Origin of the sequence: uncultured Thomasclavelia sp., assembly GCF_944324745.1 — a bacterium.
In the GTDB taxonomy this organism is placed as follows: Bacteria; Bacillota_I; Bacilli_A; order Erysipelotrichales; family Coprobacillaceae; genus Thomasclavelia.
Genome location: NZ_CALUXO010000067.1, coordinates 1 through 25,796, shown reverse-complemented (window position 1 = coordinate 25,796; position 25,796 = coordinate 1). Strand labels below are relative to the sequence as shown.

Here is a 25,796-nt window from a genome sequence, read left to right as displayed (position 1 = left end):
TCAAATGTTTGAGAGGTGATTTAATGAAAGTATTAGTTATTATACCTGCATATAATGAAGAAGAGAGTATATTGAGAGTAGTAAAAAATCTTGAATTATCAAATACAGGATGTGATTATGTAGTAATTAATGATTGCTCAAAAGATAGTACTGGGAAAATATTAGATGAAAATAATATTAATCATATTGATTTGCCAGTTAATTTAGGATTAACTGGAGCGGTACAGACTGGTTATAAATATGCCTATTATAATGATTATGATGCAGCAATACAATTTGATGGAGATGGGCAACATTTACCTGAATACATACCTGCCTTGGTTGCAGAAATTGAAAAAGGATATGATATTGTAATAGGTTCTAGATTTGTGGATGAAAAAAAACAATTTAGTTTGAGAATGTTGGGTAGCCGTATTATTACTGCGATGATTAAATTAACTACCGGTGCTACTATAAATGATCCAACAAGCGGTATGAGAATTATTAATAAGAAATTAATTAAAGATTATGCATTTGAAATTAATAGAAAACCAGAGCCTGATACATTAGCTTTTCAAATAAAAAAAGGTTTTAAAGCTAAAGAAGTTCAGGTTAAAATGGAAGATCGATTGGCTGGTACTAGTATCTATGCAGGTTTGGGCAATTCAATTAAATATATGCTTAAAGTATTAGTAACAATTATATTTTTTAACTAAAAGGAGGAGAGTTTATGAGTATAACTTTACAGCTTACATTAATATTAATGTCAATAGTACTCTTCATCGTATTAATTAGAAATGTTAAGAAGGGAAAATTAAGATCTGATTATGCTTTGGGCTGGATTGTATGTTCATTAGCATTGATTATTGTCAGCATTTTTCCTCAAATTGCCTATTTTGGTGCAAGTTTATTGGGTGTAATTTCTCCTGCAAATATTGTTTTTGCGTTTATGATTTTTATGCTGATTATTTTAGTTTATATGTTATTTAGTAAAGTTTCAGCACTCGAAGAAAAACAAAAGGATTTAATTCAAGAAATTGCAATATTAAAAAAAGAAAATAAATTGAAGTAAGAAATACAAAATAAAATATTAATACAGAATTTTTTGGTAATACGATTCAAATTGATGAGCATAATGATAATCATGTTTGTTAAAAGAATCGTATTTTTTAATAAAAAAATATAATTGAAGATGAATGCTTATACAAAAAATATATTAGATTTATTACAAAAATATTAAGGCGATGACAATTAGTTTGATTAAAGCTATCTTAAACGATAAAAATGTTTAATTATCTGATAAAATAAACGTAAAAAGTTGAACTATATAAGTTTTAAATATATTATATTCCTTAAGTAAAGCTTAATAAGATTGAGGTGAACAAATGAAGCATATCGCAAAAAATAAAGAAAATAATTTTTTTAAAGAAAAGAAAGTATACATATTTATTGTAGCGATTATTATATATATTTATATGATTATAAATACTAAAAATATTTTAGTAGATAAGCCTATGTCATATACAATAGTATATATAATTGTTGTTGCGTTATTATTTATAATGCTTCTCAAAATAATAAATTATGTGATAGAAAACGAGGTAAAATATGAAAAACTATTTTTAATGTGTGTGGTTCCTTTGGGAATAGTTTATACTTTATTGATTCCACCAGGTATTATACCTGATGAATGGACGCATATGAGAAATATTTTATCATTATCTAGCCAAATAACTGGTCTGGAACAGGACGGACACATTACTATGCGAGAATGTGAGTATGAATTATATAGTCAACAAGTTCAATCGGTAAATCCAGAATACTATAATTATATATATACTAATTTGATTTCTATAAGTAATCAAAACAATTATGTGACTATAGATAATGATTCCATAGGATTGGATCAGATATTTTGTTATTTTCCTTCAGTGATAGCAACACTTATTGCTAGATTATTATCATTTGGGGCAATTACAACATTTTATTTAGGTAGAATTTTCAATTTTATTTTCTATACAATTATCAGTTATTTTGCCATAAAAAAAATACCATTTGGTAAATTATTGTTATTTGCAATTATGTTATTGCCTATGACTTCTCATCAAATGTTTTCATTGTCTTATGATGCTGTAATTAATTCGTCATCATTTGCATGCATTGCATATGGCATGTATTTTGTTTATTTAGCGGAGAAGATTACTTTTAAAGACGTACTGTTTTATGCTATTTGTGGAATACTTTTATTAACAAATAAAAGTTCAACCTATGCATTAATTTTAGCAATTCCGATTTTAGCAAAGTATTTTAATCCTGGAAATGAACGGACAGCATTAAGAGTAAAAATATTAATAATTTTTGTTTTAGTAGTAATAGTCTTTTTAATTAATTTACAATTAATAACAGATTCAAATCAAGTCAGTGATGTTGAATCCGTATCTGGTGGAATAGTTTCATGGGCAGGATTACCTTCTTATACAGTAGAAGATATTTTGTTTAATCCAATTGATTCAATCCGATTAATATTCAATACATTTATTGAAAAAGGAGTAGGTTATATTGAAACTGCAGTGGGTTCTTTATTAGGATGGCTCGATATATCGATTGCAATGCCAATAATCTATACTTGGTTAGGTATATTGTGTATTACACCGTTTAGCGAAAAATCAAATGAAGAAGTTTTTACGTATCGACATAAGTTATTGTTATTAGGAATTTCTTTAATAACTATGGTGTTGATATTGTTAGGTATGGCTCTTATATATACACCAGCTGGTTATCCAACAATTCAAGGAGTTCAAGGGAGATATTTTATACCAATTATTTTCTTATTATTAATACCGTTACAAAATAGTAGAATTTATCTAAACTCTTTTATAAATGAATTATTATTAATAGTTATTCCTTGGCTATCAGTAATAACAATTTTTGATTTAATTACTAAAGTTCTTATATAAGAATCAATATATTTATAATTACATTTGAATATATATTGAAAAAACCGATTAAATTTGATTTTGCTAATATCTATGATATAATACCTACGTATAAAAATGGAGGTTTTTTATGGATGCAAATAATGCAATTGAGATAAGAAATATGACAAAACACTTTAAAGTAGAATATGATAAACCTCATACTTTAAAAGAAAGACTTTTATCAATTGGTAAAAGCAATCATGAAGTACATACTGTTTTAAAAGATATTAATATTGATATAAAAAAGGGAGAAACAGTTTGTTTAATAGGTACTAACGGAAGTGGTAAATCAACGCTATTAAAATTAATGACTAAAATTATTTATCCAAACGAAGGAACAATCCAAACGAATGGAAAATTAACGTCATTATTAGAATTAGGTGCTGGATTTCATCCGGATTTTACAGGAAGAGAAAATATTTATTTTAATGCTGCGGTTTTTGGATTAACTCGAGCAGAAATTGAAAAAAGAGTTGATGATATTATAGAATTTTCTGAATTAGGAGAATTTATAGATAATCCAATTAGAACCTATTCGTCAGGAATGTATATGCGTTTAGCTTTTTCAATTGCTATAAATGTTGATGCTGAAATATTATTGATAGATGAAATCTTAGCTGTTGGTGATCAGCATTTTCAAGATAAATGTTTTGATAAATTAAAAGAATTAAGAGATAGTGAAAAAACAATTGTAATTGTTTCCCATAGTCTAGATACTGTTAGAGATTTGTGTACTCGTGCAATTTGGATTTATAAGGGTGAATTACGCTTAGATGGGGATCCTGTTTATGTAATTGATGAGTATTTAAAGCAAGTAAAGATTGACAATAAAGAAGAGGCTAAGAAAAAATATAAAGATAAAATAGATAATTATCATGGAATTACAATAGTTGATATTCCTCAATCTTTTGCTGAAATAAAAAAAGAAATGGGAGAATTTACAATCTCTGGTTGGAGTTTAAGTGATTGCGAAAATGATACATTAGTTGTAAAATTTAGTGATGAGATTATTACAAAAATGCGTAAAGTTAACCGAAGTGATGTATTAATGGCATATCAGGAAAAATATGGTGGATATGCAACTAATGATGATGAGTGTGGTTTTGATTATTTTGTTAGTTTAGATAATGTCACTTTAGGTGAACATGAAATTGTTGTACAATTGTTAGATGATAAGAATCAAATGATTGCTGAAAAATCATTAAAAGTAAATATTATATAGGAGTAAAAAATGAAACTATTTAAAAATTTGTATGAATATCGAGAATTGCTAAAAACTAATGTAAAAAAAGATATCAGGGGTAAATATAAAGGTTCTTTTTTAGGAGTATTATGGTCGTTTTTAAACCCATTATTGATGGTAGCTGTTTATGCCATTGTTTTTCCATATATTATGAGAATTGAAACAGATCATTACCTACAATATTTAATTTGTGGTGTAATACCTTGGAATTTTTTCACTACAGTCATGAGTTTAGGAATGGGAAGTATAAAAAATAATGCCGGAATAATAAAAAAAGTTTATTTTCCAAGAGAAATTTTACCTATTTCAGCATCATTGAGTGGGCTAGTAAATTTCTTTATAGCATGTATTATTATAATTTTATTTTGTGTTTTTGGAGGTCTAGGAATAAGTTGGCATATTTTGCTAGTTCCTTTTATTGCAATAATACAATTTATGATTACTACCGGTCTGGTATTAGGACTTAGTGCTATCAATGTTTATGTTCAAGATACAGAGTATATTATCCAGTTTTTTATTAATATGTTGTTTTATGCAACGCCAATATTATATACTGCTGAATTATTTCCAAAAGCCATTAGATGGGTACTATATATTAACCCATTTACTCATATAATAGATGCTTATCGTGATGCTTTTATGTATCATGTTTTTCCACCAATAGGAAGAATAACATATGTAGTTATAATTGCTATTATATGTTTTGGCTTGGGATTATATATATTTAGAAAACTAGAAAAGGGATTTGCTGAAGAAATTTAGTTAGGATGATTATAAAGTTATGGTAAAAATTGAAAACTTAGATTATTTAAATATTCGTGATGCGCATGTTCATGGAATAATTAACCCAACTTTTAATATGTATGGAAATTGTGATTTGAAAAAATACAATTTTGAAGTGTACGTTGATGGGAAATTAAAAGATGCTAGTTTCAAACCAGATTTAGCGTCAGATAACTATGAATTATTTTTGAAATTAAATAATACTGATAGCATAATTGAAGTATATTTAGTACATGATGAAAAAAAAGAATTAGTATGCATAAGAAAAAATACTAGAGTAAAAAGAATTAAATCAAAAATTAGAGTTATTTTAAAAAGAATTAAGGGTGATACTCTATACAGATTAAGAGATTTAAAATTCATTTTTATAGCTGTAGCAAAAGAGTTAAAATACGATATTAAAAACAGATGTTTTATCCTAAAACCAACGGCATTTAGACAAAGTATTCAGCGAATGAAAGATAATAAACGAATGCTAGTTGAAGGAATTGGATTTATTAACTTTTTTGATCAAAATAATTATTTAAAGTGGTTAGAATATAATGAGAAAGAAGATGAACCAAAACTGAATTTTAATTATAGACCACTTATTTCTATCTGTATACCTGTTTATAATGTTGCAGGAAAATATTTATCTGAATGCTTAGATTCGATTTTAAATCAGTCTTATCAAAATTTTGAGATTTGTATTTCTAACGATTGCTCTACATTGCAAGAAACGATAGATACTTTAAATGAATATGAGGCTAAAGATAACCGAATCAAGGTATTTCATCGAAAACAGAATGGACATATTTCAAAAGCAACTAATGATGCACTAGCTATAGCATCAGGTGATTTTATTGGGTTGATGGATAATGATGATTTACTTGCTAAAAATGCACTGTATGAATGTGTAAAAGTATTAAATGAAAATCCTGAACTAGATTTTATTTATACAGATGAAGATAAGATGGATATGAATGGTAAAAGAAGAGATCCCCATTTTAAATCTGATTTTGCACCTGATACAATTTTAGGAAGTAATTATATTTGTCACTTTGAAATAATGAGAAAGTCTATTGTTGATAAAATTGGAGGTTTCAGAGTTGGTTTAGAAGGGGCGCAAGATTATGATTTATTTTTACGTTTCTTCGAAAATACTACTATCGACAAAATATATCATATCCCTAAGATACTTTATCATTGGAGAATGATAGAAGGGTCTACAGCTGCTGAAATTGATAACAAAGGTTATGCGGTTGAACGTGGACGACAAGCAGTAGAAGATGCAATGACTAGAAGAGGAATTGATGCAGAAGTAACTGTTCATCCAAAAGTACCTTATTATTGTGTTAATTATAAATATGAACAAGAACCAAAAATTTCAATTATTATTCCAACGAAAGATAATGCTGATATAACAGAGCAATGTTTAAAATCATTGTTTGAAAAAACAACATACAAAAATTATGAAGTAATTGTTATGAATAATAATAGTTCCAAAAAAGCAACATTTGATTTGTTTGATAAATATAAAGAAAAATACTCCAATTTTAGAGTTATCGATGCTAATTATGAATTTAATTATTCAAAGATAAATAACCAAGGTGTTAAAGATGCTAGCGGCGAATATATATTATTGTTGAATAATGATACAGAAATAATTACTCCTAATTGGTTAGAGATAATGGTAGGATATGCAATGCAGCCTCACATCGGTGCAGTGGGTGCTAAACTTTTATATCCTGATAATACTGTTCAACATGCAGGGGTTATATTAGGCATAGGCGGAATTGCTCAGCATACATTTATTGGTTGCAGTCGTGATGATCCTGGTTTTTATGGTAGATTATCTGTTCCGTTTAATTATAGCGCTGTAACTGCAGCTTGTCTGATGGTTTCAAAACAGAAGTTTATACAAGTTGGAGGATTAGAAGAAACTTTGAAAGTAGCTTTTAATGATATTGATTTTAATTTAAAATTATTGAAGGCTGGGTATTATAATGTTTGTTTAAATCAAGTTGAGCTTTATCATTATGAATCTAAATCACGAGGTTTGGACACAAAGGGTGAAAAATATAAACGGTTTGTTTCTGAGCATGATTATATGAAAGATAAGTGGGGAGATTTACTATATAATGATAAATTTTATAATCCTAATTTAAGCTTGAAAAAAGCATTTGTTTTAGATGATATATAATATCTAATAAAGGAGGTAAGTATGAAATTATTAGTTACAGGAGTAAAAGGACAATTAGGTCATGACATTGTCAATGAATGCAAAAAAAGAAATATTGAAGCAGTCGGTGTCGATGTCGAAGAAATGGACATTACTGATGCCAAAAAAGTAGACGAAGTAATTAAAGCAGGTAATTATGATGCCGTAATTCACTGTGCTGCTTGGACAGCAGTGGATAAAGCTGAAGATGAAGTTGAAGCATGTACTAAAGTAAATGTAGACGGAACTAAAAATATTGCTAAAGTATGTAAAGAATTAGATATTCCAATGATGTATTTTTCTACTGATTATGTATTTGATGGTCAAGGTGATAAACCATGGCAAGAATATGATGAAAGACATCCATTAAATGTTTATGGACAAACTAAGTACGAAGGCGAATTAGCAGTTGAAGCTTTAGATAAATTTTTCATTGTAAGAATTGCTTGGGTATTTGGTGTTAATGGAAGTAACTTTATCAAGACTATGCTTCGTCTAGGAAAAGAAAGAGGAGCAGTGAGTGTAGTAAATGATCAGATTGGATCACCAACTTATACATATGATTTATCTAAATTAGTTGTTGATATGATTCAAACTGATAAATATGGAATTTATCATGCAACGAATGAAGGGTTATGCTCATGGTATGAATTTGCTTGTGAAATCTTTAAACAAGCAGGTATGGATGATGTAAAAGTAACACCAGTAGATTCTAATGCATTTCCAGCTAAAGCTAAACGACCAAATAATAGTAGAATGTCTAAAGAAATGTTGGATAAAAATGGTTTTAAACGATTACCAACATGGCAAGATGCTTTGGGAAGATATTTAAAAGAAATTGAATATTAAAATGAAAAGAGTGAATACAACTGATGTTGCATACACTCTTTTTTATTCATCATCAATTATATACGCTTCAAAATCATGAAAAACACGTTCCGATTCTTTTGGAAGTGTCATGTAATCGCCATACATACTAGTTAAATATTCCTCATAACCTGATGGTATAGGGAAATAGTCATCTTCAAATTGAGATTCTAGTGTTTTTGAATATACGGAACCATTAAATATCTCACGATATTGATTTGGCCATACTAAATTGCCAACGTAATTAGAATCATATGACTTTACCAGATCTAATATTTTAGAAATCCAATATTTATTATCTTTTCCAATGCAAAAAATTGTATAGTAAATTTTTGCAAAACAGGCAACCATTTTTTTTGATGGTGTTGAAAGGTTTCCGGCAACACACATTTTATTATAAAATTTATATTTTGAATGCTTTCTGATTACTTTTTTTATATCATCTTGTTTTTTTGGAAATTTATCTAAAGGAAAAACATCAATCCAAACTCCTAAGCAGTATTCTTTTTTTATATCTTTTTCATATACTATTGTATTAGTATTAATAATTTTAATATATGGATATATGTAATTTTCATCTAATGGTAGACAAAATTTATAATTTGTGCCATCAATAAATCGGTTTTCTTTTGCAAGTTCTATAAGTTTATCGTAAGAGTCTCTAGGAACGCAGATATCAATATCATCGTCCCATGGTATAAAACCTTTGTGACGAATAGCACCTAATAAAGTACCACCACACAGAAAAAAAGAAATATTATGTTGTTTGGCATAATTTTTAAATTTTTTTAGAATATCAAGTTCCAGTGTTTGAATTTCTTTAGATGATATCTTTTTCATTTTTGGCTCCTTTTAGTGTATTGTTATTTTTATTGTTAAGTTATTGTAACATATTTTGATAAAAAAAATTAATGTTTTCTTAATGTTTTCTTAATAAATATTAAGAAAACATTAAGAAAATGAAGCGAAGAAGGAAAGAAAAATTTTTAGTGATTTAATGTGTTTTGATTTTATTTGAAAAATAATAAAATAGAATATAGTAAAATAATAGTGATTATTTCACACTTTTCTTATGTTTCATAATTGCTTAATATATGATAGAATAATATGGAATTTAAATTAAGAGGACTAAAAATGATAAAGAAAATAAGAAAGATAGAAAAAAAGTATATTATTGGAACAATGCTGGTATTTATTAGTGTTTTAATTGTTGCATCGATTATTTGGGGTAATCGTACCTTTTCTGTAAAAACATTGAATCAAATAGTATATCATTTAAAAGTGCCAATGGAAGGAACAGATACTGGAGTATATTTAGATTGGTTTCTTTTTGCTGTTCCTATTAGTCTGATAGTTGTAGTAATCTTTAATTTATTATTCTATAAGATACAAAAAATATTAAAAAGAAATAATAGTAATTTAAGTGACTATCTAAAAAAACATTTTATCAAATGGGGAATCTGTTGTTTGGTTGGTTCTTTGATTTTTACGGTGTATAATTATAATATTTATGGGTATATTAGTAATTCCATACAAAGTACTGATATCTACGAAAGATATTATGTTGATCCTAGTAGCGTTGATATTACTTTTGATGGAGAAAAAAGAAATTTAATTCATATCTACTTAGAGTCAATTGAAAATACTTACGCAGATATTCTAAGCGGTGGCGCTGAACAAGAAAACTATATTCCAGAATTAACAGAGTTAGCTAATGAAAATATCAATTTTTCTCATGATAATAATTTAGGTGGTTGGCAGACTATTGATGGAACCCAATGGACTATTGCCTCTCATGTATCTCAAGATATGGGAATTCCATTATCACTATCAATAACTAGTGATAAGTATGATGAAACTACCCCTTATTTACCAGGGGGATATTCTTTAGGAGAAGTATTAGAAGATAACGGTTATGTAAATGAATTTCTTTGTGGCTCTGATGCTGACTTTGGGGGTACTTCAAATTTTTATAAGCAACATGGTAATTATATTATTCGTGATTATAATAGTTTTGTAGCTAGTGGAGAAATACCATCAGATTATTTTGTTTTCTGGGGAATTGAAGATTCTAAGCTATTTGAAATTGCTAAAAAGGATATTACTAATTTGGCAGCTGGTGATCAACCATTTAATATATCTATGGTAACTATCGATACTCATACACCTGATGGATATTTATGTGATTTGTGCCAAAATAATCATGAAAATCAATATGCTAATGTAATTGAATGTCAATCACGTCAAGTTGGAAACTTTATAAATTGGTGCAAGCAACAATCATGGTATGAAAATACTACAATTGTAATTACTGGTGATCATAAAAGTATGGCTGAAAAGTTTTTTAGTAATATAGATAGTGATTATATAAGAACTCCATACAACTGTATTATTAATAGTGCAGTTGAACCAGTTCAAACTACACAAAGAAATTTTAGTGCTATGGATATGTATCCAACGATATTAGCAGCGATGGGAGCTAATATTGACGGTGATAGATTAGGATTAGGAACTAATCTGTTTTCTGACAAAGAGACGATTATTGAAGAAATAGGTTTAGAAATCTTTGATCAAGAGTTACAAAAATCATCTAATTTTTATAAGAAAAAGATTCTTAATGAAGGAGAATAATAATGACAATAGAAATATCATTAGTCATGGCAGTATATAATGGTGAGAAATATATTATAGAGCAGTTAGATTCAATTAGAAATCAAAAAAAACAAATAGATGAAGTAATAATCATTGACGATTGTTCAAAAGATAACTCTTTTATTCTCATTAAAGATTATATAAAAGAATATCAACTAAATTATTGGAAATTAATACGTAACGATAGTAATTTAGGGTATATTGAAAATTTTAGAAAGGGTCTAACACTAGCAAATGGTGAGATAGTATTTTTATGTGATCAAGATGATATATGGAGTTGTGATAAAGTTTCTAAAATGGTAGATGTATTATCCAATGAGTCTTGTATTTATTCTTTGGCTTCTAGTTTTAATTTCATTGACAAAGATGGAAAGGCATTTGACATAAAAGTTCAAAATGGAAAAGGAAACAATAATTTAATTAATTTTCCTATTAATTCTAAGTTAACAGAAATAGATTTAAAATATTTATTAAGGTGTAATTTTTCTCAAGGCTGCACCATGGCTATAAAAAAAGTCATTATAGATGAATATTTAAAACATTTTGATGATAAGATACCTCATGATTGGGCTTTGAATTTAATAGCTGCTAGTAAGCATGGATGTTATTTTTTTAATGAAAAATTAATTAGTTATCGAATACATAATGAAAATACTATAGGACTAGATTACTTAGAAGATACTTTTATTGAAGAGAAAACCAAACGGACAGAAAACAGATTAGATTATTTGAATGCTGAATTAGAAAAAACAAATTTTATTTTACAATTCAATTTGTCTGATAAAGATTTGAAGATGTGTTTAGAAAATAAAGACTATTTAAGTAATAGAATTAATATGATAAAAAGTAAAAAAATGATGAGTTTATTGCTATTATATATAAAAAGAGGATATAGCAAATTTGGCACCTTTAAAACATGTTTAGGTGATATCATAAGTATTGTACGTAAAAAAGATAGATATAGTTAAATATATTTTAGAAAGGAGAATACCACATATAAAAATATTTAATAATTGAAAAAATGTGGTCAAATATAATGATAAGTATTGTTATACCGGTCTATAATGTAGAGAAGTATTTAGATACCTGTTTGAATAGTATTGTAAATCAAACATTTAAGGATTTAGAAATTATTTTAGTTAACGATGGATCTAAAGATGCTAGCGGTTTAAAATGTAATCAATGGGCTGATAAGGATAACCGTATAATAGTAATTCATCAAGAAAACAGGGGACTATCAGCAGCTAGAAATATAGGAATTGACAGGGCAACTGGTGAGTATTTGATGTTTGTTGATAGTGATGATGTTGTTAGTAATAAAATATGTGAGATACTGTATAACGTATTAAAAAATAATGATGCTGATTTATCGATATGTGGTACAAAACATATATTTAGTGAAAATGATTGTATTTTTGATTCTTTTTATGATAAAACATATTGTTTTTCTGCTGAGGAAGCAATTTGCTCTTTATGGTATCAAAGTAATTTTCTTCCAAGTGCATGGGGGAAGTTATATAAAAGACGATTATTTGATAATATAAGGTTTACGGAAGGAATAATATTTGAAGACATTGATATCATGCATGAAGTGTTCTATCAATGTAAAAAAATTGTATACAACGAAACTCCAGTATATGGATATGTTCATCATGAAAATAGTATAACTACTAATAATTACTCAAAAAAAGATAATATAATTTTAAATATTTGTGATAAAATAACATCATTTTCATCAGATAAAAGTGATAATTTAAAGAAAGCGGCAATGTCATATAATGTAACAGGTGCATTACGAGTATATTTAAATGCTCCTGATAATACCGAATATAAAGATGCAGTTGATAAAGCAAAAAATATTTTAAAATTATATGGGAAAAAAGTTTTAAAAGATAAAAATATTCGAAAAAAGAACAAATATGCTTTATACTTATATTTTTATTGTCGTCCTGTTCTTAAATTGGTATATAAAAAGATAGACAGATGGAAATAATCAAAAGTTAGCAAGAGGAAATATAAATGAAAAATTATTTTGATATATCAATAATTATTCCTTTTTATTATGGGAATAATTATATAACCAATAATCTTAGAAAGTTAAATGGTTGTGTTGAGCATACTAAAACTTTAAAAGTAGAAATAATTATAGTAAATGATAGTCCTGACTGTGACGTTATATATCATGATTTCCCGAATCTAGATATCAAAGTGATTAATAATGAAACTAACAGAGGAATTCATTATTCGAGAGTTCAAGGAATAAAAAATTCTTTAGGAGAATATATTATTATGCTAGATCAAGATGATGAATTAGCAATAGAGGCTTTAAGTACTCAATATCAAGAAATAAAAGATAGTGATTTAGTAGTAGCTAATGGCTTTGATTATAACCCACTGAATTATGGTAAAATATATCATAGCGTTAAACATCAGGAGTTGTGCTCTGATTTGAATTATTATTTTAATGTTGGATGTATGATAGTTTCACCAGGACAATGTATGATTAAGAAAAGTGCAATTCCTAATCAATGGATAGACTATATAATCAAGAATAATGGTTCGGATGATTTATTTTTGTGGATATTACTAATAAAAAATGGTGTAAAAATTGCTTATAATAATAATATTGTTTATGTTCATAGATATCACGGTAATAATGTATCAACTGATTTTAATAAGATGAAAAAATCATCTTATGAAGTTATTGATTACTTATATAATCAAGATATTATTAATAGTAGAGAACGAAAAAATTATTATCGAAGAATGAAAATGAGAGAAATATATGAAGGAAAAAATATTTTATATAAAATAGTTGCATTGATACTATATCCTAAAAATAGTTATTATTTAATTAAAATGAAATTAATGTGAAATTAATTATGTTTTTTTTCAGGATAAAGATGTTAAGAAACTAATTATTATTGACGAGCTGTACATTTATGAGTATTATAAAGATGACCTATAATATTTTTGGAGGAAATAATATGATTAAAAAAGTTTTATCACTATTTTTGTCGTTATTATTGGTGTTTGGTCTGACGGCTTGTAATAATGATAACAGTAGTGATGGTAGTGATAACAATAGTAATGATTCAGCAAATGATGAAGTTACAATCAAAGATGTCTCAGATTTTCAAGAATCAAGCGGATTAATAAGTTATTTTACGATAGAAGGATTTAATTTTAGTATCCCTGAAACTGTTGGAGAATATGCAAATTATTTAAGTCAGTTAGGAACAGTAACATTAAATGATACTGGAAATTCAGTTTTTGATGAAGAAATTAATGCTAATGGTATATCATCAATGGTAGCTTATTTAAATGTTGAAACAGAAGCTGGAGAGGTACAACGTTTCCCTGTTCGATATGAAAACAGTAGTGATAAAGCTATCCCAGTTGCCCAAGCAAAGGTAACGCAAATTGAGGTTAAATATGATCCACTTTCTGAGTTTGAATACGAAAAAGCCTTTAACTCTATTCAAGTGGTGACTGCAAATTATACATTTAAAATGGACGGAAAAGTTGACTTATATGATTTCTACGATGAGTTAGGCGATCCAGAACATGCTACAGATGGTAGATTGGATTATTCTGATTCTTTAGGATATACATATACTTTTGATTGTTGTAATGAAAATAGAAATGGAATTTTCAGAGGATTTATTATAGAATATCCTGTATCTGAATAAATATAAGATATTTTAGTGGATAAGAATAAGTAAAAAGATCGGGGTCTATAAACGGTCTTTTTATTTTTAAGTCATATAGAAAGAGAGGAAAATCAGTAATTGATTGAAAAAATGAAAAATATATTTATTATTGGTTCTAAAGGAATTCCAGCAAAATATGGTGGGTTTGAAACATTTGTTGATAAATTAACAGAAAATAGAAAAAATGAATCTATTAAATATCATGTTGCCTGTCAAAGTAACGAAAGTAGTGAATTTGAGTATAATGGTGCGAGATGCTTTAATATTAAAGTTCCTAATATTGGGCCAGCAAAAGCTATAATTTATGATGTTTTAGCGTTACAAAATGTCATACAATATATTAAAGATAATAATATAGATAATGGTATTGTTTATATATTGGCCTGTCGAATTGGCCCTTTTATGAAATATCATGTAAAGAAATTACATGAGTTGGATTGTCAAGTTTTTATTAATCCTGATGGACATGAATGGAAAAGAGCGAAGTGGAATTATTTTATCAAAAAATATTGGAAGTTTTCTGAACGTTTGATGGTAAAGAATAGTGATTTGATTATTTGTGATTCAGTCAATATTGAAAAATATATTAATAATCAGTATAAAAAGTATAATCCAAAAACAACTTTTATTGCTTATGGTGCTAATGTTACCGATTCTTATAATGTAAATGATGAGGAATCACTTTTGAATTGGTATAAAAAGTTTAATTTAGAAAAAAAACAGTATTATTTAGTTGTTGGGCGTTTTGTTCCTGAAAATAATTTTGAAACTATAATTAAGGAATTTATGAAATCAAAAACCCAAAAAAAATTAGTATTGATTACTAATGTAGAAAATAATAAGTATTATGATAATTTAAAGAAAAATACTGATTTTGAAAAAGATAGTAGAATAGAGTTTGTAGGTACTGTATATGATCAGGACTTATTAACTGCAATTAGAATAAATGCTTATGCTTATATTCATGGTCATTCAGTTGGTGGAACTAACCCATCATTACTAGAGGCATTGGCTACAACTAACATTAATTTATTATTGAATGTTGATTTTAATATTGAAGTTGGTAGGGAAGCTGCAATTTATTGGGGAAAACAGTCGATGAATTTAGCTGAAATTATTAATACAGTCGATGATTTTTCAGAAAAATATATAGATAAATTAGGTAACGAAGCAAAGCAAGTTATAAAAGAATTTTATACTTGGGATTATATAACGTCACAGTATGAAGAACTATTTTTAGATAATAACCAATAAAGCTTATGGACAAAGATTTAATTTATCAAATATTAGGAATAGTTTCCGAGATTCCTAAAGGAAAAGTTGCCAGTTATAAACAAATTGCTATTTTGGCAAACCATCCTCAAAATGCTCGATTAGTTGGTAAGGTATTAAAACATTCATCTTTGTATGGTGATTATCCATGTCATCGAGTTGTAAATAGCGTTGGAAGATTAGTTCCTGGCTGGACCAATCAGCGAGTACTGTTAGAAAATGAGGGAGTAATTTTTAAAAGCAATGGCAATGTTGATATGAAAAAGTGTAAATGGGAAATATAGGAAATGAATTTTAAAGAAAAATATTTATTAAAATAATTATTTATATAACATTGAAATATCATAAATGATTAAAAAGATATTTTATAAGTTATAAAAACAGATATGGCATTAAAAAGTCACCAAAATGCTACAAATTTTATATCTTTTATTGTATAATATAGTGCAAATGAGGTGATTCTATGAATACAGTTTTAGTTGAAAAAGATGCTCTTGATACGGTCGCTAAGTTAGTGACTGCTAATGAAGTTGTAGCTTTTCCTACTGAAACTGTTTTTGGTTTAGGGGTAAAATTTGGCTCACATCAAGCATTAGAGGCATTGTATCAGGTTAAACATCGTGATCGTGGTAAAGCAATATCAATGATGATTAGTAAACCCGAAGCAATTGAACAATATGCTTATGTAAATGAAGAAGCCAAAAAGATAATTCAGGCATTTATGCCCGGAATGATCACTATCATTTTAAAAAAGAAGCCTTTTATCGATGATTTTTTTACTGCATCTTTAGATACCATTGGAATTAGAATTCCTGATGATCCATTTGTATTATCTTTGCTGGAAAAAACAGGACCAATGTTAGTAACAAGTGCTAATATCTCTGGCAATGAAAGTTTGGTTGATGATCAGGCAGTTATGAAGGTTTTTTCAGGTAAGATTCCTATTATTGTTAAAGGTGAAAGTATTAGTAAAAAGGCAAGTACAATTGTGGATGTAAGTAAGGGTAAAGTTGAAATATTACGCTTAGGTGATATTACTAAAGAAGAAATAATGGAGGTATTGAAATGAAAATAGCAATGGCTTGTGATCATGGTGGGTTACGATTAAAAAATGTTTTAAAGGAATATTTAGAAACTCATGGTTATGAAGTTACTGATTTTGGAACATATACTGAAGAAAGCTGTGATTATCCAGATTATGCTGGTAAAGCTGCTAAAGCAGTAGCTGATGGTACTTGTGACAAGGGGGTTGTTGTTTGCGGTACTGGAATTGGTGTAAGTATTACAGCGAATAAAGTAAAAGGGATTAGATGTGCCTTATGCCACGATGTTTTTAGCGCTAAAGCAACTCGGCAACATAATGACTCTAATATGCTGGCAATGGGGCAAAGAGTTATTGGCGAAGGATTAGCTTTAGAAATTTTAAAAGCATGGTTAGAAAGTGAGTTTGAAGGTGGTCGTCATGTTCAAAGAATTGAAAAAATGATGGCCTATGAGGAGGAGTAATCATGAAAGATTTAGAAGTATTTGCTAGTGTTGAAAGAGAATTAAACCGGCAACGAAATAATATTGAATTGATTGCTTCAGAAAACTTTGTTTCACCAGAAATTATGGAATTAGCTGGAAGTGTATTAACTAATAAATATGCTGAAGGTTATCCTGGAAAAAGATACTATGGTGGTTGTAAATATGTTGATGAAGTTGAAACAATTGCTCGTGAAAGACTATGTAAGATCTTCAATGCAGAATATGCCAATGTTCAGCCTCATAGTGGGGCTCAAGCTAATACAGCCGTATATATGGCATTATTAAATCATGGTGATAAAGTTTTAGGAATGTCTTTAAATGATGGGGGTCATTTAACTCATGGACATCCATTAAATTATTCAGGAATTAATTATGAATTTCATAGTTATGGCGTATCTAAGGATACTGAAACTATTGATTATGAAGATTTCAAGAAAAAATGTGAAGAAATAAAACCGAAATTAGTTGTCGCTGGTGCCAGTGCTTATTCAAGAATTATTGATTTTGAATTCATGGCAAAATGTGCTCATGATGTTGGGGCTTTATTTATGGTTGATATGGCTCATATTGCAGGTTTGGTTGCAACAGGATATCATCCATCACCAGTACCATATGCTGATGTCGTTACAACGACTACTCATAAAACATTAAGAGGACCACGTGGTGGCGCTATATTATGTAAAAAGGAATTAGGACCAGCAATTGATCGTGCTGTCTTCCCTGGAATGCAAGGTGGACCATTAATGCATATTATTGCTGCTAAAGCTGCCTGCTTCTATGAAGCAATGCAACCAGAGTTTAAAGAATATGCGCATCAAATTATTAAAAATGCTAAAGCACTAGAAAAATCATTAAAAGAAGAAGGATTTAGATTAGTTGCTGATGGTACTGATAATCATTTAATCTTAATTGATGTAAAAGCCAGCTGTGGAATTTCTGGTAAAAAAGCCGAACGATTATTAGATGAAATTAATATTACTGCTAATAAAAATGCAATTCCATTTGATACTGAAAAACCTTTCAAAGCTAGTGGAATTCGAGTTGGTACTCCTGCAATGACAACAAAAGGGTTTAAAGAAGCTGATTTTGAAGAAGTTGGAAAAATTATTGCTTATCGTTTAAAAAACGAAGAAACTGACGAAATTAAAGAAGAGTGCCTAAAAAGAGTAAAGGCATTAACTGATAAAGTAACAATGTATCAAGATATTAAATACATTTAGGGAGGTAATTTATGGCAACAACAATTATTGATCATCCATTAATAAATCATAAATTGACGATAATGCGTGATAAAAATACCAAATCAAATATTTTTAAGCAAAATCTCGATGAAATTGCAATGCTAATGGTTTATGAAGTAACTAAAGATTTAGAAGTAGAGGACATTGAAATTGAAACACCAATATGCCCAATCGTTGGAAAGCAATTAAAAAAGCCGGTTGTTCTTGTTCCAATTTTAAGAGCGGGAATTGGTCTGGTTGATGGATTTAGACAAATTATTCCAACAGCTAAAGTTGGTCATATTGGAATGTCACGAAACGAAGAAACTTTAAAACCAGAAGAATATTATGCCAAATTTCCTAAAGATTTACCAGATGCTACAGTAATTGTTGTTGATCCCATGTTGGCTACTGGTGGTAGTGCCAGTGCTACGATTGATTGCCTTAAAAAAAGAGGAGCTAAAGATATCAAACTGGTATGCTTAGTTGGAGCTCCTGAGGGTGTAGCTTTAATTGAAAAAGAACATCCTGATGTTGATTTGACGTTAGCTGCATTAGATGCTAAGCTAAATGATAAGGGTTATATTGTACCTGGCTTAGGTGATGCTGGCGATCGCTTATTTGGAACAGAGTAATATGGATATAAAAAATATATTAAAAAAATCAGTTATCGTATTTTTTGTAGGTGAATTAGTATTTTTACTTATTTCATTATACTTTAATGATTTTTCATTTATGACAGGTTTTCTATTAGGTTATCTGGTAAGTATTATTACATTTTTTATGACAGTTAAAATGACAGATACGATCATTTCTTTAAAACAGGGAAGTCCAATATTAGTTGGAATGTTCTTTGTTTTAAAATTAGTTTTGATTGCAGTGGCATTTTATCTATCAATTATATTTAGCCAGTTCTTTCATTTGGCTGGAACCTTTATTGGATGCCTAATTATGAAAGTTACTTTACAAATTTATTATCGAAAAGAGGTGAGTTGAAACAATGATTGAGATTCAGGTTGAACTGATTTATTCACTAATTATTATGACAGCGTTATGCATTGCTTTTATATTAATTGGTAACAAATTTAAAAAGGCTAATCCATTAGAAAAACCTAAAGGAGTAGTTTTAGTTGTGGAGACTGGAATTAACATGATTTATAACTATATGAGCTCAATTATGCCCGGCCCTCCTCGTTTTGCTAAAAACTATTATCCTTATTTTAGCATGTTGTTTATCTACGTATTCATTTGCAATATCAGTGGTTTATGGGGATTCGAAGCGCCAACTTCTTGTCTATCAATCACTCTGGCAATGGGGTTAACGACGATTACGTTGATTCAATACAATGCATTGAGGACCAATGGATTATTTGCGTATGTTAAAAATCTATTGATACCGCCAACCAATATATTAGGTGCTATATCACCAATGATTTCATTATCAATGAGGTTGTTTGGTAATATTTTAGCGGGATCAATATTGATGTCTTTGGTCTATAGTTTCACTGGCTACTTATCAAGCTATATTATCGATTTTAACTTTTTAGGACCATTTGTTGCATCTATTTTACATATGTATTTTGATGTTTTTGCTGGGTTTGTTCAGACCCTGATTTTTGTGACTTTATCTAGTATCTTGATTTCAATTGAGGTTAACTAGTTAAAGATATATTTATTTTAAGAAATATTTAAATATTTGGAGGAAGAATTATGGATAACACAGGTTTAATTGCAATTGCTGCAGCTATTGCTGTATGTGCTGGAGCATTTACTGGTATTGGAGAAGGTCTTGTAGCTGCAAAAGCAGTTGAAGCTATTGGACGTAATCCTGAAGCAGAAGGTAAAGTTCGTACAACAATGATTTTAGGGATTGCCTTAACAGAAACAGTTGCAATCTATGGGTTATTAGTATCTTTGATCTTATTATTCGTATACTAATAATTACAAGGAGGAAATAAAATGGGAATTGATATAGCTGGAAAACTGTTCCCGAATATTACGACACTTGTGGTGCAGTTATTGGCAACAGGCGTAATGCTATTAATATTTAAAAAGTTTTTATGGAAGCCAGTTCAAGATTATTTTGCTAAAAGAGCTGAATATATTGAAAGCACCATGACTGATGCCGCAACTATGAAGGATGAAGCGAAAAAGTTTGTTGAAGAAAGTGAAAAACAAGCACGAGATGCTGCTGTTCAATATCAAACAATTGTTAATAAAGCCAAAGATGATGCTAATGTAATTAAGCAAAATATTATCGATGAAGCTAATCAGGTAGCTAAGGCTAAGATGGAACAAGCAAATCGTGAGATTGAGTATCAAAAAGAAGCGGCAAAAGCCGAAATCAGAGAAGAAATTGTCAATGTGGCTATCGATGTGGCTACTAAAGTTATGGAAAAGGAAATCGACACTGATACTAATCGGGCTATGATTGATGAATTTGTCGATGATGTTGTTAACTAATGGAAACAGTAGCTAAACGTTACGCTCAATCATTATTTTCGTTAGCTCTTGATCAACAAGCGGTATTAGATTATCAAAAAGATATTAATTTAGTTAACCAAGTCTTTTTAGACGATCCTAAGTTCATTAGATTTTTTAATGAAGTGGCTATTTCTAATGAAACTAAATATCAAATCATTGATCAAGCATTTAAAAATCAAGTTGATAAATATATTGTCAATTTTTTAAAACTCTTAATTAAAAAAAGACGAATAAAACATTTATTAGAAATAAATCAAGAATTTAAAACGTTATGTAATGAATACTTAGGAATAGAAGAAGGAACTTTATATACAAGTTTTACATTAGACAACGAACAAATCAAAAAAATCGAAGCTGCCATCGGTACAAAAGAAAGCAAAACCATTAAATTAACAGTTGTTAATGATCCAACGTTAGTTGGTGGGATAAAAGTGGTTATTAAAAATCGAGTATATGATGGCTCTGTAAAAAATAAAGTTTCATTATTAAAGAAAGAACTATTAAGAAAGTAGGTGAAAATAGTGGAGCTTAAACCAGATGAAATTAGTGCTTTGATTAAAGAACAAATCAAACATTTTGATGAAGTAATCGAACGCAAAGACGTTGGTACTGTCATGACTGTTGGTGATGGTGTTTGTGTAATTCATGGACTAGACGATGCCATGCTTGGTGAATTATTAGCTTTTCCTAATGATATTTATGGAATGGTTATGAACCTTGATGAAGATAGCGTTGGAGCAGTTCTTTTAGGTTCTGATAGTGAAATTAAAGAAGGCGATGAAGTTAAACGAACTAATCGTATCATGGAAGTACCAGTTGGTGATGCTTTACTAGGTCGTGTTGTTAACCCATTAGGACAACCAATCGATGGTAATGGGGAAATAAAAACTAATCGCACTCGTCCAATTGAAAGAGTTGCCAAAGGGGTTATGACTAGAAAATCAGTTGATCAGCCTTTACAAACTGGAATTACATCTATTGATGCTATTATTCCAATTGGTCGTGGTCAACGTGAGTTGATTATCGGAGATCGTCAAACTGGAAAAACAGCCATCGCTATTGATACAATTTTAAATCAAAAAGGACAAGATATTTATTGTATTTACGTTGCTATTGGTCAAAAAAATTCTACTGTTGCCCAAATAGTTGAAAAACTACGCCAAGGTGGCGCTATGGAATATACTACAGTAGTTTGTGCTTCAGCTAGTGAATTGGCACCAGTTCAATATATCGCTCCATATGCTGGATGTGCCATTGGAGAAGAATGGTTAGAACAAGGAAAAGATGTTTTAATTGTTTATGATGATTTATCAAAACATGCGGTAGCCTACCGAACACTTTCATTGTTGTTAAAAAGACCACCAGGACGTGAAGCTTATCCAGGAGATGTATTCTATTTACATTCAAGATTATTAGAAAGAGCTTGTCGGTTAAATGAAGAAAATGGTGGTGGTTCAATCACAGCTTTACCAATCATTGAAACACAAGCAGGGGATATTTCAGCTTATATCCCAACTAATGTAATTTCAATTACTGATGGTCAAATTTTCTTGCAGTTAGATTTATTCAACTCTGGATTTAGACCAGCCATTGATACTGGTTTATCAGTAAGCCGGGTTGGTTCTGCTGCCCAAATTAAAGCGATGAAACAAGTATCTGGATCATTAAAACTAGAATTAGCGCAATATACCGAAATGCAGGCCTTTGCCCAATTTGGTTCTGATCTAGATGCAGCAACTCAAGCTACATTAGACCATGGAGCTAAAGTACGTGAAGTTTTAAAACAGGCACAATATTCGCCTAGATCAGTATCTACACAAGTAATCACTTTATTTGCGTTAAAATATGGATTTACTAAATCATTAAAAGTAGAACAAGTATCTAACTTTATGGATCAATTAGTAAATAATATTGAATTAAATAATCATGAAATTATTGATGAAATCAATGATAAAAAAGAAATTTCACCAGAGTTAGAAAATAAGATGAAAGATGTAATTGGTGCTTTTGTATCTCAATTTGAAAAAACACAGGTAAAGGGGTAATCTACTATGCCTGGAGGAATGCAAGAGATAAAACGACGGATCAAATCAGTCGAATCGACAAAGAAAATAACAAAGGCGATGGAACTAGTAGCAGCTTCAAAGTTACAAAAGACTAGAAAGCAGCTAGATCAGTCAAAACCTTATTACACTGAAGTTGCGCAAACAGTAGCTCAAATATTAGCCAATAATCAAGGTGACAATGAAAACGTTTATTTACGTGAAAATAAAAAGACATATAAAGAAGTCTATATTGTCATTGGTTCTAGTTTAGGATTATGTGGTGGTTATAATGCTAATCTTTTTAAAGAAATTAAAGATGTAATTAGAGATGATGATTATGTTTTTACAATTGGTAGTAAAGTAACTAGTTATTTAAGCAAAAATCATCAAGGAGTAGTTGATAGTCAATATAATGACTTAAATACCACTCTTAGTTTCAAAGATGTAACTAGATTAGTATCTAAACTAATAAGCATGTATAGTAATCAGGAAATCAAAAAGATAAAAATTGTCTATACTGAATTTATCAACAATCTAACATTTAAACCAAGAATAGTTACTTTGTTGCCAATTGATCCTGATAGTTTTGAAGATATTGAAATTTCAAACAAAGAAACTTTATTTGAACCAAGTCCTGATGAGGTTTTAAATAATTTGATTCCAATGTATCTACAAGCGGTTATTTATGGTTATTTGATTGAATCAGTAACCAGCGAAAATGCTTCACGTAGAACATCAATGGAAAATGCTACTGATAATGCCGATGAACTTACAGAACAATTATTATTAAAATATAATCAGGCTCGTCAAACTGCGATTACTAATGAAATCAGTGAAATCGTAGCGGGAGCTAATGCAGAATAAGGAGGTGCCGTATGTCTCAAAACATTGGTAAAATAATTAGTGCTAAAGGACCAGTAATTGACATTCAATTTGACAGTGACCAAAAGCTTCCTGCACTAAATACAGCTCTCGAAATCCAAAATGGTGCAGACTTGTTAGTTGTTGAAGTTGCTCAGCATATTGGAGATGATGTTGTTCGCTGTATTGCCATGGGACCAACAGACGGAGTAAGAAGAGGAATGGATGCTGTTGATACTGGACATCCAATTACCGTTCCAGTAGGAAATGATACTTTAGGAAGAATGTTTAATGTTTTAGGACAACCAATTGATGGAAAAGATCCACTACCATCAGATGTAAAAAGAATGCCAATTCATCGTGCCGCTCCAACCTATTCCCAACAAAGAACAGATACCGAAATCTTGGAAACCGGAATTAAGGTTGTCGATTTAATTTGTCCATTTATTAAAGGTGGGAAAATCGGATTATTTGGTGGTGCTGGAGTTGGAAAAACCGTATTAATCCAAGAATTTATTAATAATATTGCTACCGAACATGGTGGTTTATCAGTATTCGCTGGGGTTGGAGAACGTACTCGTGAAGGAAATGACTTGTATTATGAAATGAAAGAAAGTGGTGTTTTAGATAAAACAACACTAGTCTTCGGTCAAATGAACGAACCACCTGGAGCTCGTTTACGAGTTGGTTTATCAGGACTAACAATGGCTGAAGAATTCCGTGATGAACAAGGTCAAGATGTCTTATTATTCATTGATAATATTTTCCGTTTCACTCAAGCTGGATCTGAAGTATCTGCTTTATTAGGACGGGTGCCATCACAAGCTGGATATCAGCCAACTTTAGCAACTGAAATGGGTGCTTTGCAAGAAAGAATCACTTCGACAAAACAAGGTTCCATCACTTCAGTGCAAGCTGTTTATGTACCAGCTGATGATTTAACTGACCCAGCTCCGGCAACAACATTTGCCCATTTGGATGCTAGAGTTGTATTAGACCGTTCAATTGCAGCATTAGGAATTTATCCAGCTGTTGATCCATTGAACTCATCTTCAAGAGGATTGGATCCATTAATCGTTGGAAAAGAACACTATGAAGTAGCTCATGGTGTCCAACAAATTTTACAACGTTTCCAAGAATTACAAGATATCATCGCAATTCTTGGTATGGACGAATTAGGAGAAGAAGATAAACAGACTGTTGCTCGTGCCCGTCGTGTTCGTAACTTCTTATCACAACCATTCACTGTTGCCAGCCAATTTACAGGAACAGAAGGTAAATATGTTCGAGTTGCCGATACGATCAAAGGATTTAAAGAAATCCTAGAAGGTAAATATGATCATTTACCAGAACAGGCTTTCCACAATGTTGGTACGATTGAAGAAGCAATTGAAAAAGCAAAGACTTTAGAAAATGAGTAAATTTAAACTAAAAATAGTAACTCCTAAAGGAATCTATCAAGAGGTGGAAGTCAATCAATTAAATCTTTGTGCTACAGAGGGTCAAATTGGAATTTTAGCTCACCATATTCCTCTTGCTACGGCAGTTGAAATATCAAAAATGAGCTATATTATTGATGATCAGCGTTATGAGTTTGCAGTTGGTGGAGGTTTTATTTATGTTAATGATAATGAAACTAAATTAATTGTTAATTCAATCGAGTCAAAAGATGAAATTGATTTAAATCGAGCTAAAGAAGCGAAATCAAGAGCAGAAGAACGGATAAATCATCCAACCAATGATACTGATTTAATGCGTGCAGAAATTGCTTTGAAAAAAGCTATTAATCGAATTAAAGTTAAAGAATTGAATTAATGAATACGACTTTCGTTACGAAAGTCGTATTTTTTGTAACACAATAAAACCCCCAGCTAGGCTGGGGGTGTATAAAAGCTTTAGTGGAGTGATAATGAAAAACCTCCATGTTATAATATACTTGCGGCTACCAACTGCAAATAAAATAACACGGAGG

Annotated in this window: 28 protein-coding genes; 27 read left to right on the top strand and 1 reads right to left on the bottom strand. The window is 29.7% G+C overall.

Annotated elements, in window-relative coordinates; all coding sequences use genetic code 11:
- Positions 1–23: 23 nt before the first annotated feature.
- The 7 genes from Q0K54_RS08515 to rfbD all read left to right on the top strand — a co-directional run bounded on the left by Q0K54_RS08515 (position 24) and on the right by rfbD (position 8,032).
- Positions 24–695, top strand: a complete 672-nt coding sequence (locus Q0K54_RS08515) for a glycosyltransferase family 2 protein (RefSeq protein ID WP_294580169.1) — start codon at positions 24–26, stop codon at positions 693–695.
- Between the two features lie 14 nt (positions 696–709).
- The gene (locus tag Q0K54_RS08510; protein ID WP_294580167.1) at positions 710–1,051 is read left to right on the top strand and encodes a DUF2304 domain-containing protein; all 342 of its coding nucleotides are present in this window, start codon (positions 710–712) and stop codon (positions 1,049–1,051) included.
- A gap of 313 nt (positions 1,052–1,364) precedes the next feature.
- The gene (locus Q0K54_RS08505; RefSeq protein WP_294580165.1) at positions 1,365–2,936 is read left to right on the top strand and encodes a DUF2142 domain-containing protein; all 1,572 of its coding nucleotides are present in this window, start codon (positions 1,365–1,367) and stop codon (positions 2,934–2,936) included.
- A 109-nt stretch (positions 2,937–3,045) separates the two neighbouring features.
- Entirely contained in the window at positions 3,046–4,179 is a 1,134-nt protein-coding gene (locus tag Q0K54_RS08500; protein ID WP_294580163.1) for an ABC transporter ATP-binding protein, read from the top strand.
- Positions 4,180–4,188: 9 nt separating this feature from the next.
- Entirely contained in the window at positions 4,189–4,962 is a 774-nt protein-coding gene (locus Q0K54_RS08495) for an ABC transporter permease (RefSeq protein WP_294580161.1), read from the top strand.
- Positions 4,963–4,981: 19 nt separating this feature from the next.
- Positions 4,982–7,165: a glycosyltransferase family 2 protein gene (locus Q0K54_RS08490; RefSeq protein ID WP_294580159.1), complete on the top strand. Its 2,184-nt coding sequence runs from the start codon at positions 4,982–4,984 to the stop codon at positions 7,163–7,165.
- Positions 7,166–7,186: 21 nt separating this feature from the next.
- Positions 7,187–8,032 (top strand): dTDP-4-dehydrorhamnose reductase, encoded by an 846-nt coding sequence (gene rfbD / locus Q0K54_RS08485; RefSeq protein WP_294580158.1) that lies wholly within the window; start codon positions 7,187–7,189, stop codon positions 8,030–8,032.
- 42 nt (positions 8,033–8,074) lie between these two features.
- Here rfbD and Q0K54_RS08480 read toward each other — a convergent pair whose 3' ends face one another.
- On the bottom strand, positions 8,075–8,890 hold the full coding sequence (locus tag Q0K54_RS08480) for a phosphorylcholine transferase LicD (protein WP_294580156.1): 816 nt from the start codon (positions 8,888–8,890) through the stop codon (positions 8,075–8,077).
- A gap of 294 nt (positions 8,891–9,184) precedes the next feature.
- On the opposite strand from Q0K54_RS08480, the gene Q0K54_RS08475 reads away from it, so the two are divergent.
- The 20 genes from Q0K54_RS08475 to atpC all read left to right on the top strand — a co-directional run bounded on the left by Q0K54_RS08475 (position 9,185) and on the right by atpC (position 25,639).
- Positions 9,185–10,681, top strand: coding sequence for an LTA synthase family protein (locus Q0K54_RS08475; RefSeq protein WP_294580154.1), 1,497 nt, complete (start codon positions 9,185–9,187; stop codon positions 10,679–10,681).
- Positions 10,682–10,683: 2 nt separating this feature from the next.
- Positions 10,684–11,670: a glycosyltransferase gene (locus Q0K54_RS08470; protein WP_294580152.1), complete on the top strand. Its 987-nt coding sequence runs from the start codon at positions 10,684–10,686 to the stop codon at positions 11,668–11,670.
- 68 nt (positions 11,671–11,738) lie between these two features.
- Complete coding sequence (locus Q0K54_RS08465; RefSeq protein WP_294580150.1) at positions 11,739–12,695, top strand: glycosyltransferase; 957 nt, start codon at positions 11,739–11,741, stop codon at positions 12,693–12,695.
- A gap of 26 nt (positions 12,696–12,721) precedes the next feature.
- Positions 12,722–13,576: a glycosyltransferase family 2 protein gene (locus Q0K54_RS08460; protein WP_294580148.1), complete on the top strand. Its 855-nt coding sequence runs from the start codon at positions 12,722–12,724 to the stop codon at positions 13,574–13,576.
- A gap of 113 nt (positions 13,577–13,689) precedes the next feature.
- On the top strand, positions 13,690–14,394 hold the full coding sequence (locus tag Q0K54_RS08455; RefSeq protein ID WP_294580146.1) for a hypothetical protein: 705 nt from the start codon (positions 13,690–13,692) through the stop codon (positions 14,392–14,394).
- Between the two features lie 99 nt (positions 14,395–14,493).
- On the top strand, positions 14,494–15,669 hold the full coding sequence (cps2T, locus tag Q0K54_RS08450; protein WP_294580144.1) for a beta 1-4 rhamnosyltransferase Cps2T: 1,176 nt from the start codon (positions 14,494–14,496) through the stop codon (positions 15,667–15,669).
- A 5-nt stretch (positions 15,670–15,674) separates the two neighbouring features.
- Positions 15,675–15,971 (top strand): MGMT family protein, encoded by a 297-nt coding sequence (locus Q0K54_RS08445; protein WP_294580143.1) that lies wholly within the window; start codon positions 15,675–15,677, stop codon positions 15,969–15,971.
- 179 nt (positions 15,972–16,150) lie between these two features.
- A complete protein-coding gene (locus Q0K54_RS08440; protein ID WP_294580142.1) occupies positions 16,151–16,756 on the top strand; it encodes an L-threonylcarbamoyladenylate synthase in 606 nt (201 codons plus the stop codon).
- Entirely contained in the window at positions 16,753–17,193 is a 441-nt protein-coding gene (rpiB, locus tag Q0K54_RS08435; RefSeq protein ID WP_294580141.1) for a ribose 5-phosphate isomerase B, read from the top strand. The genes Q0K54_RS08440 and rpiB overlap by 4 nt, the downstream gene beginning before the upstream one ends.
- A 2-nt stretch (positions 17,194–17,195) precedes the next feature.
- Positions 17,196–18,434 carry a serine hydroxymethyltransferase gene (glyA, locus tag Q0K54_RS08430; protein ID WP_294580140.1) on the top strand — a complete coding sequence of 413 codons (1,239 nt, stop codon included), beginning with the start codon at positions 17,196–17,198 and terminating at the stop codon, positions 18,432–18,434.
- An 11-nt stretch (positions 18,435–18,445) separates the two neighbouring features.
- Positions 18,446–19,069: a uracil phosphoribosyltransferase gene (gene upp / locus Q0K54_RS08425; RefSeq protein ID WP_294580138.1), complete on the top strand. Its 624-nt coding sequence runs from the start codon at positions 18,446–18,448 to the stop codon at positions 19,067–19,069.
- A 1-nt stretch (position 19,070) separates the two neighbouring features.
- The gene (locus tag Q0K54_RS08420) at positions 19,071–19,430 is read left to right on the top strand and encodes an ATP synthase subunit I (RefSeq protein WP_294580136.1); all 360 of its coding nucleotides are present in this window, start codon (positions 19,071–19,073) and stop codon (positions 19,428–19,430) included.
- 4 nt (positions 19,431–19,434) lie between these two features.
- Positions 19,435–20,094 carry a F0F1 ATP synthase subunit A gene (locus Q0K54_RS08415; protein WP_294580135.1) on the top strand — a complete coding sequence of 220 codons (660 nt, stop codon included), beginning with the start codon at positions 19,435–19,437 and terminating at the stop codon, positions 20,092–20,094.
- 50 nt (positions 20,095–20,144) lie between these two features.
- Positions 20,145–20,372, top strand: coding sequence for an ATP synthase F0 subunit C (atpE, locus tag Q0K54_RS08410; protein WP_294580134.1), 228 nt, complete (start codon positions 20,145–20,147; stop codon positions 20,370–20,372).
- Positions 20,373–20,393: 21 nt separating this feature from the next.
- Positions 20,394–20,897 (top strand): F0F1 ATP synthase subunit B, encoded by a 504-nt coding sequence (gene atpF / locus Q0K54_RS08405; RefSeq protein WP_294580132.1) that lies wholly within the window; start codon positions 20,394–20,396, stop codon positions 20,895–20,897.
- Complete coding sequence (locus Q0K54_RS08400; RefSeq protein ID WP_294580131.1) at positions 20,897–21,430, top strand: F0F1 ATP synthase subunit delta; 534 nt, start codon at positions 20,897–20,899, stop codon at positions 21,428–21,430. Before atpF ends, Q0K54_RS08400 begins: the two co-directional genes overlap by 1 nt.
- 9 nt (positions 21,431–21,439) lie before the next feature.
- On the top strand, positions 21,440–22,963 hold the full coding sequence (gene atpA / locus Q0K54_RS08395; RefSeq protein ID WP_294580130.1) for a F0F1 ATP synthase subunit alpha: 1,524 nt from the start codon (positions 21,440–21,442) through the stop codon (positions 22,961–22,963).
- 6 nt (positions 22,964–22,969) lie between these two features.
- Positions 22,970–23,827 (top strand): ATP synthase F1 subunit gamma, encoded by an 858-nt coding sequence (gene atpG, locus Q0K54_RS08390; protein ID WP_294580129.1) that lies wholly within the window; start codon positions 22,970–22,972, stop codon positions 23,825–23,827.
- A gap of 11 nt (positions 23,828–23,838) precedes the next feature.
- Positions 23,839–25,245 (top strand): F0F1 ATP synthase subunit beta, encoded by a 1,407-nt coding sequence (gene atpD, locus Q0K54_RS08385; RefSeq protein WP_294580128.1) that lies wholly within the window; start codon positions 23,839–23,841, stop codon positions 25,243–25,245.
- A complete protein-coding gene (atpC, locus tag Q0K54_RS08380; RefSeq protein ID WP_294580127.1) occupies positions 25,238–25,639 on the top strand; it encodes an ATP synthase F1 subunit epsilon in 402 nt (133 codons plus the stop codon). Before atpD ends, atpC begins: the two co-directional genes overlap by 8 nt.
- The last annotated feature ends 157 nt before the right edge of the window (positions 25,640–25,796 follow it).

Coding starts and splice junctions, on each gene's coding strand:
- upp (WP_294580138.1), top strand. CDS start 18,446: ATGGCAACAACAATTATTGATCATCCATTAATAAATCATAAATTGACG.
- Q0K54_RS08440 (WP_294580142.1), top strand. CDS start 16,151: ATGAATACAGTTTTAGTTGAAAAAGATGCTCTTGATACGGTCGCTAAG.
- glyA (WP_294580140.1), top strand. CDS start 17,196: ATGAAAGATTTAGAAGTATTTGCTAGTGTTGAAAGAGAATTAAACCGG.
- Q0K54_RS08495 (WP_294580161.1), top strand. CDS start 4,189: ATGAAACTATTTAAAAATTTGTATGAATATCGAGAATTGCTAAAAACT.
- Q0K54_RS08400 (WP_294580131.1), top strand. CDS start 20,897: ATGGAAACAGTAGCTAAACGTTACGCTCAATCATTATTTTCGTTAGCT.
- atpC (WP_294580127.1), top strand. CDS start 25,238: ATGAGTAAATTTAAACTAAAAATAGTAACTCCTAAAGGAATCTATCAA.
- atpF (WP_294580132.1), top strand. CDS start 20,394: ATGGGAATTGATATAGCTGGAAAACTGTTCCCGAATATTACGACACTT.
- Q0K54_RS08480 (WP_294580156.1), bottom strand. CDS start 8,890: ATGAAAAAGATATCATCTAAAGAAATTCAAACACTGGAACTTGATATT.
- atpD (WP_294580128.1), top strand. CDS start 23,839: ATGTCTCAAAACATTGGTAAAATAATTAGTGCTAAAGGACCAGTAATT.
- atpE (WP_294580134.1), top strand. CDS start 20,145: ATGGATAACACAGGTTTAATTGCAATTGCTGCAGCTATTGCTGTATGT.
- Q0K54_RS08505 (WP_294580165.1), top strand. CDS start 1,365: ATGAAGCATATCGCAAAAAATAAAGAAAATAATTTTTTTAAAGAAAAG.
- Q0K54_RS08510 (WP_294580167.1), top strand. CDS start 710: ATGAGTATAACTTTACAGCTTACATTAATATTAATGTCAATAGTACTC.
- Q0K54_RS08470 (WP_294580152.1), top strand. CDS start 10,684: ATGACAATAGAAATATCATTAGTCATGGCAGTATATAATGGTGAGAAA.
- Q0K54_RS08465 (WP_294580150.1), top strand. CDS start 11,739: ATGATAAGTATTGTTATACCGGTCTATAATGTAGAGAAGTATTTAGAT.
- atpG (WP_294580129.1), top strand. CDS start 22,970: ATGCCTGGAGGAATGCAAGAGATAAAACGACGGATCAAATCAGTCGAA.
- Q0K54_RS08490 (WP_294580159.1), top strand. CDS start 4,982: ATGGTAAAAATTGAAAACTTAGATTATTTAAATATTCGTGATGCGCAT.
- Q0K54_RS08445 (WP_294580143.1), top strand. CDS start 15,675: ATGGACAAAGATTTAATTTATCAAATATTAGGAATAGTTTCCGAGATT.
- Q0K54_RS08455 (WP_294580146.1), top strand. CDS start 13,690: ATGATTAAAAAAGTTTTATCACTATTTTTGTCGTTATTATTGGTGTTT.
- Q0K54_RS08415 (WP_294580135.1), top strand. CDS start 19,435: ATGATTGAGATTCAGGTTGAACTGATTTATTCACTAATTATTATGACA.
- Q0K54_RS08420 (WP_294580136.1), top strand. CDS start 19,071: ATGGATATAAAAAATATATTAAAAAAATCAGTTATCGTATTTTTTGTA.
- rfbD (WP_294580158.1), top strand. CDS start 7,187: ATGAAATTATTAGTTACAGGAGTAAAAGGACAATTAGGTCATGACATT.
- Q0K54_RS08515 (WP_294580169.1), top strand. CDS start 24: ATGAAAGTATTAGTTATTATACCTGCATATAATGAAGAAGAGAGTATA.
- rpiB (WP_294580141.1), top strand. CDS start 16,753: ATGAAAATAGCAATGGCTTGTGATCATGGTGGGTTACGATTAAAAAAT.
- Q0K54_RS08500 (WP_294580163.1), top strand. CDS start 3,046: ATGGATGCAAATAATGCAATTGAGATAAGAAATATGACAAAACACTTT.
- Q0K54_RS08475 (WP_294580154.1), top strand. CDS start 9,185: ATGATAAAGAAAATAAGAAAGATAGAAAAAAAGTATATTATTGGAACA.
- Q0K54_RS08460 (WP_294580148.1), top strand. CDS start 12,722: ATGAAAAATTATTTTGATATATCAATAATTATTCCTTTTTATTATGGG.